The sequence below is a fragment of the Alteriqipengyuania sp. genome (genome assembly GCF_964222115.1).
Lineage (GTDB): Bacteria > Pseudomonadota > Alphaproteobacteria > Sphingomonadales > Sphingomonadaceae > Alteriqipengyuania.
Map to the genome: position 1 here is coordinate 17,759 of NZ_CAXQBM010000032.1, position 16,984 is coordinate 34,742.

Here is a 16,984-nt window from a genome sequence, read left to right on the forward strand (position 1 = left end):
AGGATGCCGTGCTTCGCAAGCTGAATATCGCAACCATCGCCGTGGCAACGGCCCTGTTCGCCCCTGCGGCCGCAGCTGCGCAGGACACCACATGCCGCACCGGCCTGTTCACGCAAGGCGAAGGCTTCCGCCAGGCACAGATCACCGCAAAACGCGCGTTCTTCTACAAGGATGCCGATGGCTGCCCGCAAGCGAGTGGTTGCCGCAGCAATTCCTACGTGATCGACGGGGACAATCTGGTCGTCGGCCGCAGGATCGGCGACTTCGTGTGCGCATTCTATCCCAGTACTCAAGGCGGGACCGCAGGGTGGATCAATATCGGCGCGCTCCATATCCGTCCGCTCGACGCGCGCCCCCCGCTGGCCCGATGGCTGGGCGCTTGGAGCGACGGGATGAGCGCGGATGTGGACATCCTTTCCAAGGATGGTCGAACATATATCGTCGGCGAAGCGTTCTGGCCTGCGCGGCCCGAGGAGAACGAGTGGATCTCGATCCATATCGGCGAGGTCAACGACCGACTGGCAATCGCCGGCCATCGCGCGACCTATGCAGACGAGAACCTGTGCGAGCTGGAACTGACGCTTCTGCCGGATTTCCTGCTGATCGCGGATAATCGCAAGTGTGGCGGCGCCAATGTGAGCTTCAGCGGGGTGTACACCCGAGCCCGCTGATCGCTCAGCCGATGGTCGTTCCCGCAAGCCCGTGAATCCAGCGATCGAACAGGCGGCCGAACTGGAATGTCATGAACCCGGCCAGCAGCAGCCCGCCAATCACTATGCCGCGCACATTGGTGCGGTGCTGCTTCCACTGGTGCGCGCGCGCTGTCTGCCAGACCCTGAAGCTGATCGCGAGCGTCAGGATCGAGAGGATGAAGATCGGGCTGAGCGTGCCGGGCGGCGGGACGAGGAAGCTGACCAGCGAAGTTACCACCATGCAGGCGAGCCACACATAACCCATGCGCCGGTGCCACAGGTCGCCGCGCTGGCGCACCAGCATGATCGGGGTGAGCGACAATGCGATGGCAAGGGTCGCGAGGTGAGCCCAGATCGGCCAGTGAAGCAGGCCCCATTCGGGATAGCCGCGCGCGATCGCCGTCAGCATCCCCGCCAGCATCGCGACTGCACCCGCCGCGAGCACGTAGTCGACGATCTGCGGTTCGACCCCGGTCTTGCGGGTTCTGGAATCTGCCATTGTTACCACGTTCGCCCCCTGTCCGTCCGCAATCAAACTAGCAAAAGTGGTGAAGCGGGCAATCGGTTAGCCGGATCCATCGGCAGCAGATGTCAGACCGGGATTGCCGGAAGAAACCGCTCCCCGAAAACGACCCCCGTGAACCCGATGGAAGCCCCGATCCATGAGACCGCGAACCACTTCGGGCCCGTCTCACTGCGCCGCGCGACCAGCACCATCATCCAGAGCAGGATGGCCACGACCAGCGCGGGAAGGGTCCACATGCCCAGCCCCAGCACGCTGCTGATCCGCGCTTCGTCATTGGGATTACCGATGCTCACCGCAGTTGCGAGAATGCGCATCATCAGCGCGGCGAACACGATGGTGGCACCCAGGCCGCCCGGACGGTGCGCCATTGCCAGCCCGATGGCGGCAATGACCAGCGTCACGAGCGGGCCAGCCGCATCGATGATGATTGCATCGCGCACACTATGCGTGCCGCCGATTACGCTCACGCTGTTGAGCCGGATGATGGCCTCATAGCCCAGCGCCTTGGCCGCCGCGAGGTGGCCGAGCTCGTGCAGCACAACCGTGACCACCACCGTCACCACGGTCACCGCCGCGAGCTTGAGCATCTCCATCATAATGATTCCCCTCCCCCCGAAGGTACCTACATCCTGAACACGCCGAATTGCGGACGGTCCGCGATGGGTGCTTCGAGACAAGCGGAGAAGGCGAGGCCCAACACGTCGCGAGTCTGGACCGGGTCGATCACGCCGTCGTCCCAAAGGCGCGCTGTGGCGTAGTAGGGGTTGCCCTCGTCCTCGTATTTCTGGCGGATCGGGGCCTTGAATTCCTCGGCCTGTTCCTCGGACCACGAGTCCGCGTCGCGGTGGACCGTGGCGAGCACCGAAGCGGCCTGTTCGCCGCCCATGACCGAGATGCGGCTGTTGGGCCAGCTGAACAGGAAGCGCGGGCTATAGGCGCGGCCCGCCATCCCGTAATTGCCCGCGCCGAAACTGCCGCCGATCAGGATCGTCACCTTGGGCACGGTGGCGGTGGCCACCGCAGTGACCAGCTTCGCGCCGTGCTTCGCAATCCCTTCCGCCTCGTACTTCCCGCCGACCATGAAGCCCGAGATGTTCTGGAGGAACAGCAAGGGGATGCGCCGCTGGCACGCCAGCTCGATGAAATGCGCGCCCTTCACCGCGCTTTCGGAAAACAGCACGCCGTTATTGGCGAGGATCGCCACCGGCATACCCCAGATATGCGCGAAGCCGCACACCAGCGAGCTGCCATAGTCCTTCTTGAACTCGTGAAACTCGCTGCCGTCTGTCAGCCGCGCGATCACTTCGTGCACATCGTAGGGCGCGCGCACGTCCTCGGGTATCAGCGCGTAGAGGTCTTCCGCATCGAACTTCGGCGGGCGCGGGTCTTGCAACTTCACATTCGTTGCAGCGTCGGTGTTTGCGCCCAGATGGCTGACGATATCTCGCACGATGGTCAGCGCGTGCTCATCGTTTTCGGCGAGGTGATCGACCACGCCCGACTTCTTCGCGTGCAGATCGCCGCCACCCAGATCCTCGGCGCTGATCTCCTCACCCGTCGCGGCCTTCACCAGCGGGGGCCCGGCGAGGAAGATCGTGCCCTGGTTGCGCACGATCACGCTCTCGTCGCTCATCGCGGGGACATAGGCACCGCCCGCGGTGCAAGAACCCATCACGCAGGCGATCTGCGGAATGCCGAGGCTGCTCATCTGAGCCTGGTTGAAGAAGATGCGCCCGAAGTGCTCCTTGTCCGGGAAAACCTCCGCCTGGTAGGGCAGGTTCGCACCGCCGGAGTCGACCAGGTAGATGCACGGCAGGCGGTTCTCCTGCGCAATTTCCTGCGCGCGCAGGTGCTTCTTGACTGTCATCGGGTAGTAGGACCCACCCTTCACGGTCGGATCGTTGCACACGATCATCACCTGCCGCCCGGAAACGCGCCCCACGCCGCAAATCATCGAGGCGCCGTTCACGTCGCCCTCGTACATTCCGTTGGCGGCCAGCTGACCGACTTCGAGGAACGGCGAGCCGGGATCGAGCAGCCGCTCGACGCGCTCGCGAGGAAGCAGCTTGCCGCGCGACACGTGACGCTCGCGGTGCTTCTCGCTCCCACCCAGCGCGGCCTCGTCGACCTTGGCGCGCAGCTCGGTCGCCAGCGATTTGTTATGCTCGAAGCGGGCCTTCGCGTCCGGCGCTTCGCGGTCGAGCATCGAGGTGAGTACGGGTGCGGTCATCAAAACTCCTTGTGTGCGCCCTAACGCCCCTGCATCCTCGCGCCAAGTTATGAGAGGTCACACATTGAGGATCATTGCAGCCCTGCTCGCCAGCCTGACATTCGCAGCACTCCCTGCGACCCCGGCCCACGCAGACATCGCCGGACGTTACGAAACCGTCGATGATAATGCGCTGATGAATATGGAAATGACTGTTGAAGCGGACGAGAACGGAGCCGTTCGCATCCAGATGGCTAACCTCGGCAGCTATTACCTCATGTCGGAAGGCGACCTGTATCTCGTGACAAAGGATGCCGACGACTTTGTCGTGGTGCGCATGGAGGATCAGCTGACCGTCCAGCGAGAGGCCATGGACAGGATGGGCGTAAAATTGCCCGACTCCGAAGATTTCATATCGGACCTTAAGAGCAAGTTCGCTCCTATGGAGCCGCAAACGGTTGGGGGCCGCGCCGGCATGGCATACGGCATCCTCAACGAGAAGCTCGGCAAACCCGTATATGCCTCTATCGTGATCTCAAACGATTCTGCCCTGGCTCCGCTCGGCAAGGCGATTGTTGACGCGAATAGCGCATCCCTGAAAGGGATGGGTCAACTTGGCACCATGCTAGGCATGATGGGCGAAAGCATGATGGCTCTGCTCGAACAAGGTGCGCCGCTAAGGATGCTGTCAGTCGAACTGACGGACCTTTCGTTCGACCCCATTCCGCCAGATCGCTTCACGCTTCCGGCGGAACCTCTCTCACTGGAGGAGCTGCGCGAAAGCCTCAGCGTTACGATTGAGCCACCGCCGACCTTGCCCCCTCGTGAGGATTGATTACCCTGCCGCCCCGATCAGTTCGCGGCCGATCAGCATCCGCCGGATCTCGTTCGTGCCCGCACCGATATCGAGCAGCTTGGCATCGCGCATGTAGCGTTCCACTGGCCAGTCGAGCGTGTAGCCCGCACCGCCAAGTGCCTGCACGCTCTCCGCCGCCACGCGGAAGGCGTTCTCGCTCGCGAGCAGGATCGCGCCCGCCGCGTCGAAGCGGGTCGTCTGGCCCGCATCGCAGCTCTTGGCGACCGCGTAGGTGTAGGCGCGGGCCGATTGCAGCGCGACATACATGTCCGCCACTTTGGCCTGCATCAGCTGGAAGCTGCCGATCGGCTTGCCGAACTGCTTGCGCTCGCGCAGGTACGGGATGACTGTGTCGAGGCACGCCTGCATGATGCCGAGCTGCAATCCGGCGAGCACCACGCGCTCGTAATCCAGCCCGCTCATCAGCACGCTCACGCCGCCGCCGACCGGGCCCATCACGCGGTCCTCCGGGATTTCGCAGTCGTCGAACACCAGCTCGGCGGTAGGCGAGCCGCGCATGCCGACTTTCTCGATCTTCTGGCCGATGGAGAAGCCGGGATCGTCCTTCTCGATCAGGAAAGCGGTGATCCCGCGCGATCCGGCTTCGCTGTCGGTCTTGGCGTAGACCACCAGCGTATCGGCAAAAGGCGCGTTGGTGATCCAGAACTTGGTGCCGTTGAGCACGTAGCCGCCCTGCACCGCGTCGGCCTTCAGTTTCATCGAAACGACGTCCGACCCCGCGCCCGCCTCGCTCATCGCGAGCGAGCCGACATGTTCGCCGGAGATCAGCGGGGCGAGATACTTTGCCTTCTGCTCCTCGTTACCCCAGCGGCGGATCTGGTTGACGCACAGGTTGGAATGCGCGCCGTAGCTGAGGCCGAGCGAAGCGCTCGCCCGGCTGACTTCCTCCACGGCGATAACGTGTTCGAGGTAACCGAGGCCGAGCCCGCCATCGGCCTCGTCCACCGTGATTCCGTGCAGGCCAAGCTCGCCCATCTGCGCCCACAGCTCGTCCTTGGGGAACCAGTCCTCGCGGTCGATCTTGGCAGCCAGTGGCGCGATCTGCTCGTCGGCGAACCGGGCAACCGTTTCGCGGATCATTTCAGCCGCTTCGCCAAGCTGGAAATCGAAATCGGGGGTAGCGCGCATTAGATATCCTCTTCTTTGCGGCTGCGCATAGCAAGCGTGCAGACCAGCGCAAACTCGCGCACGTAAGTCTCTGCAAAACTTAACATATGTCACTGTTTGCAAAGCTTTTCTGGTGTTCGGCAACACCCTGCCTATATGATGGCATCGGAAGGGGTGGATGGATTCAATTATCTCCGATGCAGGCCCGGGTACGAATCGCCCGGAAGTCTCGGCTGAAGGGCCGGGTGGGCGCGCTCTCGAGCTGGCGCCCTACGGAATCGATTCGCTCGAAGACGATGTCGAGCTTCGCTCCATTGCCGATTTCGCAGCCAGGCTGTGCGACACGCCGACCGCAAGCGTCACGATCGTCGAACAGAAGCGGCAGCGCTTTCTCGCCCGGCACGGGATAGAGAGCCGCGAGACACCGCGCTCGGTCAGCTTCTGCGCGCATGCGATGCAGGGCGATGACCTGTTCATTGTGCCCGATGCCACCAAAGACCCGCTTTTTGCAGACAATGCGCTGGTAACGGACGAACCGCATATCCGCTTTTATGCCGGGGCTCCGCTGATTACCGAAGACGGAACCGAGCTGGGAGCGCTGTGCGTAATCGACACGCAGCCGCGACCGGAGGGGCTGACCGAGCTTCAACAGGAAGGGCTGCGGGTTCTCGCAAAGTCGGCGTTGCGCCGCTTTGTGAACGAGCGCGACGCACTGCGATCGCGCCAGGGCGAGAAAGATCGCGCGCGCATGCTTTCGTTGGTGCTCGATTCGGTGCCCGGAATTGCCTGGTCGGCAGACGGCGACCTGAATTTCGATTTCTTCAACGCACGCTGGGACGAAGTGACGGGGGCAGAGCCGCCCAAGCGGCTGGATGACTGGCGCGCGCATATTCACCCGGACGATTTTGCGTCGACTGTCGAGAAGATTGACGCTGCATCGCGGCAGAAGCGGGTGTTCGACGATGAATGGCGCCTTCGCCTTGCCGATGGTTCGTATCGCTGGGCGCTCAGCCGTGGTGTGCCGATCGAACTGGCAGATGGCACGTGGCGCTGGGTCGGTACCGTCATCGATATCGACGACGCCCATCGCCTGTCTGAGAATCGCGACCTGCTGGCGCGCGAATTGTCGCACCGGATCAAGAATATCTTTGCCGTCATCGCCAGCCTGATAACGCTGTCCGCCCGGCGCGACCCGCAATTGCGCTATTTCGCAGCCGAGATGACCGACAAGATCGCCGCGCTTGGCCGGGCTCACGAATTCGTCGCGCCCGCAGGCATGGCCCAGGAAAATTCATTGCACGGCCTGCTTGCGCAGATTTTCGCCCCTTATCACGATGGCGACACGCCGCGTGTCTCGATCACCGGAGACGATCCGGCGATCCATCCTCGCTCGGCCACGCCGCTGGCTCTCGTATTCCACGAACTGGCGACCAATTCCGCAAAATACGGTGTGCTCGCGCGCGATGAAGGCACCGTGCAGGTGACGATCGCACAAGAAGGTGCCGAAGGCTTGCGGATCACCTGGCTCGAACGCGGGGTCACGGCCAAGGAAGAGGCCAGCGAAGGGTTCGGATCGCGGCTGCTGCGGATGAGCGTCGAAGGCCAGTTGCAGGGCAAGATCGACCGGAAGTGGAGCGACGATGGCCTGCAGGTGGTGCTCGACCTTTCGCTTCCGGTGCTTGCCGGTTAACATCTGAAAGCATGGCAGCATCGCTCGCGTTCGAAGGCGTTACCAAGCGCTATGACAGCACTCACGCTCTCGCCGGGATCGACCTGACGATCGAGCCGGGCAGTTTCGTGGCGCTGGTGGGCGCGTCGGGATCGGGCAAGTCGACCCTCCTGAAAACGATCAACCGGCTGGTCGAGCCAACGCAGGGTCGCGTGCAGCTGGATGGCGAGGATGTCGTCACCCGCGATGCCAGCGAGATGCGCCGCCGCATGGGCTACGTGTTCCAGCGGATCGGGCTGTTCCCGCACATGAGTGTGGGCGAGAATATCGCGATCGGACCGCGGCTGGTGGGCGAGCGCCTGACCGCCGATCGGATCGGCGAACTGCTCGAATTGGTCGATCTCGATCCGTCGATGGCGGGCCGCCTGCCCGATGCCCTGTCCGGCGGGCAGCAGCAGCGCGTCGGCGTGGCGCGCGCGCTGGCAGGCGATCCGACACTGCTGCTGATGGACGAACCCTTCGGCGCGCTCGACCCCGTGACCCGCGATGCGCTGGGCACGCGCGTGCGCGACCTGCACGAGAAGCTGGACCTGACGACGATCATGGTAACGCACGACATGGCCGAGGCGCTGATCCTTGCAGATCGCGTGCTCGTGATGGACGGCGGCAGAATCGTCGCGGACGAAACCCCGAATGCACTGGCGAGCGGTGGCGGCGGCGATGTCGCGCAGGCACTGGTTGCAGTGCCGCGCCACCAAGCGCAGCGGCTCAAGGAGCTGGAGGCATGAGCGGCGTATGGACCGCACTGATGGGGCTGGGCGATGCGCTCGCGCAGCACGTCATCCTTGCCGCGTGCGCCATCGGCCTCGGCATCGCGGTGGCGCTGCCTTTGGCCGTATGGGCCAGCCGGAGCCAGGCGGTCGCGCGCGGCGCACTGGGCTTTGCCAGCCTCGTCCAGACGATTCCCGCCCTGGCGCTGCTCGCGCTGTTCTTCCCCATCCTGCTGAGCCTTCGCGCCGTGTTCGGCCCGAACCTGCCCACGCTTGGCTTCCTGCCCGCGCTGCTGGCGCTCTCGCTCTATGCCCTGCTGCCGATCCTGCGCAATGCAGTGACCGCGCAGACCAATCTTGATCCGGGCGTGCTCGAAGCCGCCGACGGTGTCGGCATGAGCTTCTGGCAACGCCTGCGGCTGGTCGAGGCGCCATTGGCGGCGCCCTACATCATGGCGGGTATCCGCACGGCAGCGGTGTGGACCATCGGCGCGGCAACGCTTTCCACCACCATCGGCCAGCCGAGCCTTGGCGATCCGATCTTCGCCGGGCTCCAGACGCAGAACTGGACGCTGGTACTGGCCGGTTGCATCGGCAGCGCAGGGCTCGCGATCATTGCGGACGCCCTGCTCGGTACGATCGAGGCCGGTTTCCGGCGGCGCGACAGGCGGCTGTGGCTTGGCGGCGGGATCGCGGTTGCGCTGGGCGTGGCGGCAGCCTTTGCCAGCCAGGCGGACTTCTCTGGCGAAGACGACAACACGGTCGTCATCGGGGCCAAGCAGTTTTCCGAACAGTACATCCTCGCCCAGCTGATCGGCGACCAGCTGGAAAAGGCGGGCTACCGCGTCGAATATCGCGACGGGCTGGGCTCGGCGGTGGTCCACCGTGCACTGAGCAGTGGCAACCTGGACATCTCGGTCGATTACACCGGCACGATCTGGACCAACGAGCTGAAGCGCAACGACAACCCCGGGCGCGAGGCGATGTATGAGCGGATCGTGGAATGGGAGCGGGAGAATACCGGCACGCTGGTGCTTGGGCGTCTCGGGTTCGAGAATGCCTACGCCTTCGCCATGCCCCGGGACCGGGCCCAACAGCTTGGTGTCAGGACGCTGGAAGACCTTGCGGCGGTCGCCCCGCAACTGAGTGTTGGCGGCGATCCCGAATTTTTCGAACGGCCCGAATGGATCGCGGTGCGCGACGCCTACGGCCTGCGCTTCGGCGAGACGCGCAATTTCTCGCCCACCTTCATGTACAATGCACTCGATTCGGGTGAGGCGGACGTGATCAGCGCCTATACCTCCGACGGGCGGATCGCGGCAGACGACCTGGTCGTCCTGGAAGACCCGCGCGAGGCGCTGCCCAGTTACGACGCCCTGCTGATGGTCACGCCGAGCCGTGCCGACGATGCGCGCTTCCTCGCCGCGCTGCGGCCGATCATTGGCAAGATCGACGTGCGCCAGATGCGCGAGGCGAACTATTCGGTCGACCGGACCGATGGGGACAAGGAAACGCCGGCGCAGGCTGCACGCGACCTCGCGAAGGATATCGGACTCGAGTAGTTCCTCCGGGGCTTACAGTGCCAGCCCCGCAGCATCGGGCCAGTCGGCCCCGGCAAACGCGATCACCTGGAACAGCTCACCCATCTGGTCCGCGTCGACCAGCCGGGATCGTGCAGCTTCGATTTCACCGGCCCGCTCCGGCGCCGCCTTGCTCAGCGATGCCGCGCGAGCGTCAATCCCGAGAGAGGAGAGCCATGCCCCTTGCGTGGCGCTGCCAAGGCACCGCACACCCGGCACATCCGCCGCCTCTGCCAGAGCGGCAAAATCGACATGCGCGGTCAGGTCGGCGGTGCCGGGATCGGCCAGCGGGTCGACCTTCGCGTGGCGCGCAATGGCTTGAAGGGTGGAGCCCGTGCGCGAGGCGAGATGTCCGTAATCGACGGCCAGCGCCACCCCGCCCTGCACTGCCAGCCGCCGCGCAATCTCGCTCATCACGGCGGACGCCGCGGGGCAGGTTTCTATGATCGTGCCTTGATCGCAGCTCGCAAAACGATCCGGCACCGCGCTGTCCATCGGCTGGTCGCCCGCAACGAAGACGAACCTGTCGTCCTCGCCCAGCCCGACCATCCGCTCGCGCCAGCCCGCCTCTGTCCGCACCAGCTGGCGCACGGGCAGGGCGTCGAAAAACTCGTTGGCGACCAGCAGCAAAGGGCGATCCTCCGGCAGGCTCGCCATATCCTCGTGAAAATGCGCTCCCGGAACGGCCTCGCTCTGGATCGCGCGCAAGGCTGGCGAGCCTTCGATCAGGTGGACCTTGGGCCGCAGCCCGAATTGCGCCATGCTGCGCAGCGCATCCTTCGCCAGCGTCCCGCGCCCCGGCCCAAGCTCGCAATAGATCGGATCGGGCGGCGAACCGGCACGGGTCCAGATATCGGCGAGCCACAGGCCGACCAGTTCCCCGAACATCTGGCTGATTTCGGGTGCGGTGATGAAGTCGCCCGCACTGCCCAACGGATCGCGGAAGGCATAGTAGTGCGCATTGCTTTCGCCCATGAAGCGCGCGACGGGCATGGGCCCGTGCACGGCGATCAGCCGTGCGAAGCGTTGGGCCAGGCTCTGTCGGTCGGTCTGGTCGTTCAGGATGCGCTCTCGGGTTCTTCCTGCGGCACCGGCTTCGCCGTACCCGACTTGCCTGTCATCGCGTAGGCGACCACGGCGATTCCGACGAGGATCATCGGCAGGCTGAGCCACTGGCCCATCGAAAGGCCGGTGGAGGCGGCAAATTCGGTCAGGTGCGCATCGGGCTGGCGGAAAAATTCGTTAATGAAACGCGCGGTTGCGATCCCGGCGGTGAACACGCCGACCAGCAGGCCGGGCTTCCAGCGTGCTTTCGTCAGCCAGAACAGCGACAGCATTATCGCCGCCATCGCCAGCCCTTCGAGCCCTGCCTGGTAAAGCTGCGAGGGGTGGCGTGCGATGTCTCCGCCGTTCGGGAACACCATTGCCCACGGCACATCGGCGGGCCGACCCCACAATTCGCCGTTCACGAAATTCGCAAGCCGCCCGAACAGCATGCCGAAGGGCACGTTGACTGCGATGTAGTCTGCCACCCGCAACCAGTTGAGATTGTTGCGATAACTTACCCAGAACAGCGCCAACACCACGCCGATCACACCGCCGTGGAAGGCCATGCCGCCATCCCACAGGCGCAACAGGCCCCATGGCATCCAGCCTTCGTGGCTGAAGTCGAAGAACAGCTCGGGCTTGTAGAACAGCGCATATCCCAGCCGCCCGCCGAAGATCACGCCGAGCGTGCAATAGAACAGCAGGTCGTCGACATGCCTGCTCGCCATTGGCGCGCCGGGCGCCTTGATCATCCGCATCATGTGCAGGTAGGCAAGGATGATCCCGAAGATATAGGCCAGCGAGTACCAGCGCAGGGTGAAGAACCCCAGTTCGATCCCCGGCGTCAGGCCCAGATCTTCCCAGTAAATCGGCTGGTTTGCCGCATCAGCCAGTAGTGACAGCATCTCAACGACCCCTTAGAGATAGCGCCCGAACGGTCCCTCTTGCGTCAATGCGGCTTGCATTGGCACAGGCAGGCGCCAGACAAAAGGGACAATACATCGGGCGGCGTCGACACGCGCGATGGATGAGAGAGGATACGCATGCCGACTGAGCTCGATAAGACACTGGATGCCATTACCGACGCGCTGGTTGCCCCCGGCGGGCCAGCGGAAACCGTGCCGTTCACGCGCAACGGCGTCACCATGCCCGCGTTCAAGGGCGCCCCGCCCAGCCTGGCGCACTATTTCGCGCATTACTGCAACGAGCATAAGGACACCGAATTCCTGGTCGACGACGGATGCCGTCTGACCTTTGGCGAAGCTTACGATGCCGCGCGCCATGTCGCCGCCGGACTGCTCAGCGAGCACAAGCTGGTGAAGGGCGACCGCATCGGGATCGCGGCGCGCAACTCCGCCAACTGGATCATCGCCTACATGGGCATCGTGATGGCGGGCGGCTGTGCGGCGCTGGTCAACGGGTTTTCGACCGGCGAGGAAATGGCCGACGGGATCCGCATGGTCGGCTGCCGGGTGGTGCTGGCCGATCGCAAGCGGGCCGAGCGGCTGGAGGGCACCGACCATGATGCCAAGGTCCTGCCACTGAAGCACGATTGCAATCCGGCCGAGGGGCTGGCCGTCGTGTGGGGCGATCCGGCAGCGACACAGCTTCCCGAACTGGGGCCCGACGATTATGCGACGCTGCTATACACGTCCGGCTCCACCGGGCGTTCGAAGGGCGCATATTCGGACCATCGCGCGGTCGTCCACGGGACGATGAGCTATGTCGTCCAGTCGCTGATGGCGCTCACCTATTTGCAGGGCAAGGGCGATGCGCCGTCGCTCCAGCCGACCGCGCTGGTTGCGGTGCCGCTGTTCCATGTCACGGGCGAGATTCCCGTTTTCCTGCAAAGCTTCGCGCTGGGGCGCAAGCTGGTGCTGATGAAGAAGTGGGATGCAGGCGAGGCGCTGCGGCTGATCGACCGCGAGAAGGTGACCTATTTCACCGGCGTTCCGCTGATGAGCTACGAGATGGCGACCCACCCCGAACTCGACAAATACGACACCTCTACCTGCACGTCGTTTGCCGCAGGCGGCGCCCCGCGCCCGGTCGATCACGTAGGCAAGATCCACAAGGCCTTCCCCGGCGGCTACCCGCTGCTGGGCTATGGCCTGACCGAGACCAACGCCGTGGGCTGCGGCAATTTCAACGAGAACTATCTCGCCAAACCTTCCAGCACCGGCAAGGCGAGCCGCCCGCTGGTTGATCTCGCGATCCTCGACGATGCAGGGAACAAGCTGCCGACGGGCGATATCGGCGAGGTGTGCATCCGTACGGTTTGCAACTTCCTCGGCTATTGGGACAACCAGGAAGCGACGCAGGCCGCATTCACCGACGACATGTATTTCCGCACGGGCGACCTCGGGCGGCTGGACGAGGATGGATACCTGTTCATCGTCGACCGCAAGAAGGACATCATCATCCGCGGCGGCGAGAACATCAGCTGCCTCGAAGTGGAAGAAGCGATCTACGCGCACGAAGGCGTGGCGGAATGTTCGGTCTTCGGCCTGCCTGACGATCGCTATGGCGAAATCGTGGGTGTAGTCTTCCTGACCAAGGAAGGCGTGAGCCTGAGCGAGGCGGAGCTTGCTACCTTCCTCGAAACCAGGCTCCCGCCCTTCAAGCGGCCTGCCCATATCTGGCAGGAGCATGAAACCCTGCCCCGGCTGGGCACGCAGAAGATCGACCGCAAGGTCCTGCGCGCAAAATATACGAAGGTTCACACCGGAACTTGAGCGCTCCGCCCCTCTCCAACCAGCGCGCCATTATCGATCGCCGCAAGCTCGCCCAGCAGATCGGTGAAGTGCAGGGAGAGGGGGCGGCATCGCGCGACGCGGTGCTCGCGCTGCTGCGAAATGCGCTGGACGCTGGGCGCACCGAATTGTCGCAGCGGTTGCTGGACAAGCCCTCTGCCGGCCACGCGCTGACAGGGGGCCACAGCTTCCTCCTCGATCAGGTGATCCGCCTGATCCACGATTATGCGTCCGAAGTGCTGGCCCCGCCTCCGGCCAAGACGCGCGCATATGCGCTGACGATCAACGCCGCGGGCGGGTACGGGCGCGAGGAAATGGCGCCGCATTCGGACGTTGACCTCGCCTTCCTTTGCGAGAAGCCTGAGGACGAACGCACCGTCAAACTGATCGAGGCGATCCTCTACCTGCTATGGGACCTTGGCCTGACGGTCGGCCATTCGGTCCGCAGTGTCGACGATATCGTGACCATGTCGAAGGCCGACGGGACGATCCTGACCTCGCTGCTGGAATGCCGGTACCTGTGGGGCGACGAGGCGCTGTACGAGGAAAGCAAGCGCCGGTTCTATGCCGAAGTCGTCGCCGGGACCGAGCGCCAGTTCGTCACCGAGAAACTGCGCGAGAGGGACGAACGGCACAAGCGGGTGGGCGACACGCGCTACGTGGTCGAACCCAATGTGAAGGAAGGCAAGGGCGGCCTGCGCGACCTGCACGCGCTTTACTGGATCGGCAAGTATATCCACCGCGTCCGCAATGCGGCAGAGCTGGTCGATGCGGGGCTGTTCACGCCAGCGGAATACCGCAGCTTCCGCCGTGCCGAAGGCTTCCTGCTGGCGGTGCGATGCCACCTGCACGACATCACCGGGCGCGCGGAAGATCGCCTCACCTTCGACCTGCAGAAAGAAGTCGCGCGCCGGATGCGGTTCGCGGACCGGCAGGGCAAGAGCGCGGTCGAGCGGTTCATGCAATACTATTTCCTGCAGGCAAAGCGCGTGGGTTCGCTGACCGGCGTCTTCCTCAGCCAGCTGGAAGAACAGTTCGCGAAAAAGCGCGCGCGGCGCGGCCTGCTCGCCGGGTTCACCGCCCGTCCGCGCACGGTAAAGGGCTATACCGTTTTCGCGGGCAAGCTGTCCGCACCGGGCGACGACTGGTTTCGCAAGGACCCGGTGCGGCTGATCGAAATCTTCCAGATTGCGGAAAGCGAGCAGCTCGAAATCGATCCGCGTACCATGCGGCAGGCCGATCGCGACAGCGCGCTGATCAACGACGAGGTGCGCGAGGACCCGCGAGCCAATGCCCTGTTCCTAGACCTGCTGGCGGGCCGCAACGATCCCGAAATGGTGCTGCGCTGGATGAACGAGGCGGGCGTTTTCGGCCGCTTCCTGCCCGATTTCGGGCGCGTCAACGCGCAAATGCAGTTCAACATGTACCACCACTACACGGTGGACGAGCACACCATCCGAGCGATCGGATTCCTCAACGCGATCGAAAAGGGAGAGCTGGCCGAAGAGCACCCGCGTGCGACGCGCCAGATCCACAAGGTGAAGAGCCGCCGTGCGATCTTCGTCGCAACCCTTCTGCACGACATTGCCAAAGGGCGTGGCGGCGACCACTCTATCCTCGGCGCCGAGATTGCCGAAAGGGTTTGCCCGCGTCTCGGCCTGAGCGAAGAGGAAACCTCGCTGATCGCGTGGCTGGTCCGCCAGCATCTCTTGATGAGCCACACCGCATTCAAGCGCGATCTCGCAGACCCCAAGACGGTGGAGGATTTCGTCGCGGAGGTGCAAACGCTGGAACGATTGCGCCAGCTCGCGATCCTCACGGCGGTCGATATCCGCGCGGTGGGACCGGGCACGTGGAACAGCTGGAAGGGCCAGCTGCTGGGCGAACTCTACGATCTCTCGCACGAGCGCCTGCGGCTCGGCCATGTCACGAGCGGGCGCAAGGAGCGCGTAGCGGCGAAGAAGGCCGCCGTGCGCGAGGCCCTGGGCGACAACGCGGCACTTATCGACGAGCTGGGCGACCTGTTCACCGCGCCCTACTGGATTGCCGAACCGACCGACATCGCGGCGCGCAATCTCGTCCAGTATTCGGTCGCGCGCGAACTGGGCGAAGCCCTGTCGGTCCATTGCGAGCCGGACGAGGAGCGCGGCGCCACGCTGGTTACCGTGATCGCGGCGGATCATCCGGGCATCTTCATGCGGATCGCGGGGGCCATCCACCTGGTCGGCGGCAACATCATCGATGCGCGCATCCACACCACCCGCACCGGATACGCAGTCGATAACTTCCTGGTGCAGGACCCGCTCGGGCGGCGCTTCGGAGAGGACAACCAACTGGAGCGGATCGAGCGCAGCATTTCCGAATCGCTGGCCAGCGGCAGGCACCTCGTACCGAAGCTGGCGCAGCGGCCGTTGCCCCGTCGCGGCTCTAAAGCGTTCGACGTGCGGCCCTTCGTCTCGTTCGACAATGACGCATCGCATCGCTTCACCGTGATCGAGGTGGCGGCGCGCGACCGCCCCGCCCTGCTCAACCGCTTGGCGCGAGCGCTGTTCGAACAGCATGCCGTGATCCGCAGCGCGCACATCACCGCCTATGGGGAGCGTGCGGCGGATACGTTCTACGTGACCGACCTGACCGGCGACAAGATCACCGACGAAGCGCGATTGGCGAATATCCGTACCGCGCTGGTCGAGGCGTCGAGCGACGAGATGCAGGCCGAGCTGGAACCGGCATAAGCTCAACGGCTCTAGGTCGATCTGCTTATGGTACGTGGAGAGATACGATCTTCAAGGTGCCTTCGTCCTCGGTAAGCTCTGCATGCAGTGCCAAATCGCTGACAGATTCATCTGATGTCGTCAGATCTACAACGATCCGCCAATATCCATCCATCCATCGACATCGCGCGTATCTCCATGTCTCATCGCTCAACGGAGTGAGCGGAGATCCGTAAGCAGCAACGCTTTGCGCAAAAAACTTAGCATCGCGCGCGCTATTTGGAGCTACGATCGCTATCGAGCAATCGCGGAGTTGGAAATTGCCCGCGCGGAATTGATCTGCAATATCGTGAAACCATGCCCGCCAATGTTGCGGCACTGGATGCTCCTGGCCATCCATGGGCGATAATTTGCTCACCCCCGCTCCCCGAACAAGGCCGACCCCACGCGAATATGCGTTGCGCTGAGCATGATCGCAGTTTCGTAGTCCGCGCTCATCCCCATGCTCAGGCCCCACGCACCGGGTTCCGGCTCGTGCCGCCGCGCCAGCTCGGCGAGCAGCGCAAAGAACGGGGCGGGCTCCTTGTCCAGCGGGGGAATGCACATCAGTCCGAGCAGGGGAATCTCCGCCTCGCGGGCCTGCTCGATGAGGTCGGGTAGGTCGGCAATCGAACAGCCGCCCTTCTGCTCTTCTTCGCCGATATCGACCTGGATGAAGCACGGCACGCGCTTGCCCAGCTTGTCGTATGCCTTGGCCAGAGCCTTGAGCAGGCTGGGCCGGTCGAGCGAATGGATGACGTCGAAAAGCGCGGCGGCATCTTCTGCCTTGTTCGATTGCAGCTGCCCGATCAGGTGCAGTTCCACCTCCGGGCAACGCTCTCGCAGGTCAGGCCACTTGTCCTGCGCCTCCTGCACGCGGTTTTCACCGAAGACGCGCTGTCCCGCTTCGAGGAGCGGCTCGATCGTTTGAGCCGGATGCGTCTTGCTGACTGCGACCAGATGCACATCGCCGCGTTCGCGCCTCGCGATCTTGCAGGTGC

The 16,984-nt window shown here is 64.0% G+C and carries 15 protein-coding genes; 7 read left to right on the top strand and 8 right to left on the bottom strand.

What is annotated here, in order from left to right:
• Positions 1–8: 8 nt before the first annotated feature.
• Entirely contained in the window at positions 9–671 is a 663-nt protein-coding gene (locus ACEQXE_RS05915; protein WP_370178018.1) for a hypothetical protein, read from the top strand.
• Positions 672–675: 4 nt separating this feature from the next.
• On the opposite strand, the gene ACEQXE_RS05920 is transcribed toward ACEQXE_RS05915, so the two are convergent.
• The 3 genes from ACEQXE_RS05920 to ACEQXE_RS05930 all read right to left on the bottom strand — a co-directional run bounded on the left by ACEQXE_RS05920 (position 676) and on the right by ACEQXE_RS05930 (position 3,448).
• Positions 676–1,191 (bottom strand): hypothetical protein, encoded by a 516-nt coding sequence (locus ACEQXE_RS05920; RefSeq protein WP_370178019.1) that lies wholly within the window; start codon positions 1,189–1,191, stop codon positions 676–678.
• 92 nt (positions 1,192–1,283) lie between these two features.
• Positions 1,284–1,814: a hypothetical protein gene (locus ACEQXE_RS05925; protein ID WP_370178020.1), complete on the bottom strand. Its 531-nt coding sequence runs from the start codon at positions 1,812–1,814 to the stop codon at positions 1,284–1,286.
• Between the two features lie 26 nt (positions 1,815–1,840).
• Positions 1,841–3,448, bottom strand: coding sequence for a carboxyl transferase domain-containing protein (locus ACEQXE_RS05930; protein WP_370178021.1), 1,608 nt, complete (start codon positions 3,446–3,448; stop codon positions 1,841–1,843).
• Positions 3,449–3,512: 64 nt separating this feature from the next.
• Between ACEQXE_RS05930 and ACEQXE_RS05935 the strand changes: the two genes are divergently transcribed.
• Positions 3,513–4,262 carry a hypothetical protein gene (locus ACEQXE_RS05935; protein ID WP_370178022.1) on the top strand — a complete coding sequence of 250 codons (750 nt, stop codon included), beginning with the start codon at positions 3,513–3,515 and terminating at the stop codon, positions 4,260–4,262.
• Here the strand turns inward: ACEQXE_RS05935 and ACEQXE_RS05940 are convergent, their stop codons facing one another.
• Positions 4,263–5,432 (bottom strand): isovaleryl-CoA dehydrogenase, encoded by a 1,170-nt coding sequence (locus ACEQXE_RS05940; RefSeq protein ID WP_370178023.1) that lies wholly within the window; start codon positions 5,430–5,432, stop codon positions 4,263–4,265.
• A 157-nt stretch (positions 5,433–5,589) separates the two neighbouring features.
• Between ACEQXE_RS05940 and ACEQXE_RS05945 the strand changes: the two genes are divergently transcribed.
• From ACEQXE_RS05945 to ACEQXE_RS05955, 3 genes are read left to right on the top strand one after another with little or no spacing between them, the layout of a single operon-like run.
• Complete coding sequence (locus ACEQXE_RS05945; RefSeq protein WP_370178024.1) at positions 5,590–7,101, top strand: sensor histidine kinase; 1,512 nt, start codon at positions 5,590–5,592, stop codon at positions 7,099–7,101.
• 11 nt (positions 7,102–7,112) lie between these two features.
• Positions 7,113–7,868, top strand: a complete 756-nt coding sequence (locus ACEQXE_RS05950) for an ATP-binding cassette domain-containing protein (protein WP_370178025.1) — start codon at positions 7,113–7,115, stop codon at positions 7,866–7,868.
• The gene (locus ACEQXE_RS05955; RefSeq protein WP_370178026.1) at positions 7,865–9,412 is read left to right on the top strand and encodes a glycine betaine ABC transporter substrate-binding protein; all 1,548 of its coding nucleotides are present in this window, start codon (positions 7,865–7,867) and stop codon (positions 9,410–9,412) included. The genes ACEQXE_RS05950 and ACEQXE_RS05955 overlap by 4 nt, the downstream gene beginning before the upstream one ends.
• Before the next feature lie 12 nt (positions 9,413–9,424).
• On the opposite strand, the gene ACEQXE_RS05960 is transcribed toward ACEQXE_RS05955, so the two are convergent.
• Together ACEQXE_RS05960 and lgt are read right to left on the bottom strand one after the other, a co-directional pair.
• On the bottom strand, positions 9,425–10,423 hold the full coding sequence (locus ACEQXE_RS05960) for a class I SAM-dependent methyltransferase (RefSeq protein WP_370178027.1): 999 nt from the start codon (positions 10,421–10,423) through the stop codon (positions 9,425–9,427).
• A gap of 65 nt (positions 10,424–10,488) precedes the next feature.
• Positions 10,489–11,382, bottom strand: coding sequence for a prolipoprotein diacylglyceryl transferase (lgt, locus tag ACEQXE_RS05965; RefSeq protein WP_370178028.1), 894 nt, complete (start codon positions 11,380–11,382; stop codon positions 10,489–10,491).
• A 138-nt stretch (positions 11,383–11,520) separates the two neighbouring features.
• Between lgt and ACEQXE_RS05970 the strand changes: the two genes are divergently transcribed.
• On the top strand, positions 11,521–13,212 hold the full coding sequence (locus tag ACEQXE_RS05970) for a class I adenylate-forming enzyme family protein (protein ID WP_370178029.1): 1,692 nt from the start codon (positions 11,521–11,523) through the stop codon (positions 13,210–13,212).
• Positions 13,209–15,965: a [protein-PII] uridylyltransferase gene (locus tag ACEQXE_RS05975; RefSeq protein WP_370178030.1), complete on the top strand. Its 2,757-nt coding sequence runs from the start codon at positions 13,209–13,211 to the stop codon at positions 15,963–15,965. The genes ACEQXE_RS05970 and ACEQXE_RS05975 overlap by 4 nt, the downstream gene beginning before the upstream one ends.
• Before the next feature lie 25 nt (positions 15,966–15,990).
• On the opposite strand, the gene ACEQXE_RS05980 is transcribed toward ACEQXE_RS05975, so the two are convergent.
• Both ACEQXE_RS05980 and ACEQXE_RS05985 read right to left on the bottom strand, forming a co-directional pair.
• Positions 15,991–16,362 carry a hypothetical protein gene (locus ACEQXE_RS05980; RefSeq protein WP_370182840.1) on the bottom strand — a complete coding sequence of 124 codons (372 nt, stop codon included), beginning with the start codon at positions 16,360–16,362 and terminating at the stop codon, positions 15,991–15,993.
• Positions 16,359–16,973 carry a YggS family pyridoxal phosphate-dependent enzyme gene (locus ACEQXE_RS05985; RefSeq protein ID WP_370178032.1) on the bottom strand — a complete coding sequence of 205 codons (615 nt, stop codon included), beginning with the start codon at positions 16,971–16,973 and terminating at the stop codon, positions 16,359–16,361. Before ACEQXE_RS05985 ends, ACEQXE_RS05980 begins: the two co-directional genes overlap by 4 nt.
• Positions 16,974–16,984 lie beyond the last annotated feature (11 nt).

Bases quoted from the DNA above. Each gene is read 5' to 3' on its own strand.
- ACEQXE_RS05920 (WP_370178019.1), bottom strand. From the start codon at position 1,191: ATGGCAGATTCCAGAACCCGCAAGACCGGGGTCGAACCGCAGATCGTC.
- ACEQXE_RS05925 (WP_370178020.1), bottom strand. From the start codon at position 1,814: ATGATGGAGATGCTCAAGCTCGCGGCGGTGACCGTGGTGACGGTGGTG.
- ACEQXE_RS05930 (WP_370178021.1), bottom strand. From the start codon at position 3,448: ATGACCGCACCCGTACTCACCTCGATGCTCGACCGCGAAGCGCCGGAC.
- ACEQXE_RS05940 (WP_370178023.1), bottom strand. From the start codon at position 5,432: ATGCGCGCTACCCCCGATTTCGATTTCCAGCTTGGCGAAGCGGCTGAA.
- ACEQXE_RS05945 (WP_370178024.1), top strand. From the start codon at position 5,590: ATGGATTCAATTATCTCCGATGCAGGCCCGGGTACGAATCGCCCGGAA.
- ACEQXE_RS05950 (WP_370178025.1), top strand. From the start codon at position 7,113: ATGGCAGCATCGCTCGCGTTCGAAGGCGTTACCAAGCGCTATGACAGC.
- ACEQXE_RS05955 (WP_370178026.1), top strand. From the start codon at position 7,865: ATGAGCGGCGTATGGACCGCACTGATGGGGCTGGGCGATGCGCTCGCG.
- ACEQXE_RS05960 (WP_370178027.1), bottom strand. From the start codon at position 10,423: ATGCCCGTCGCGCGCTTCATGGGCGAAAGCAATGCGCACTACTATGCC.
- lgt (WP_370178028.1), bottom strand. From the start codon at position 11,382: ATGCTGTCACTACTGGCTGATGCGGCAAACCAGCCGATTTACTGGGAA.
- ACEQXE_RS05970 (WP_370178029.1), top strand. From the start codon at position 11,521: ATGCCGACTGAGCTCGATAAGACACTGGATGCCATTACCGACGCGCTG.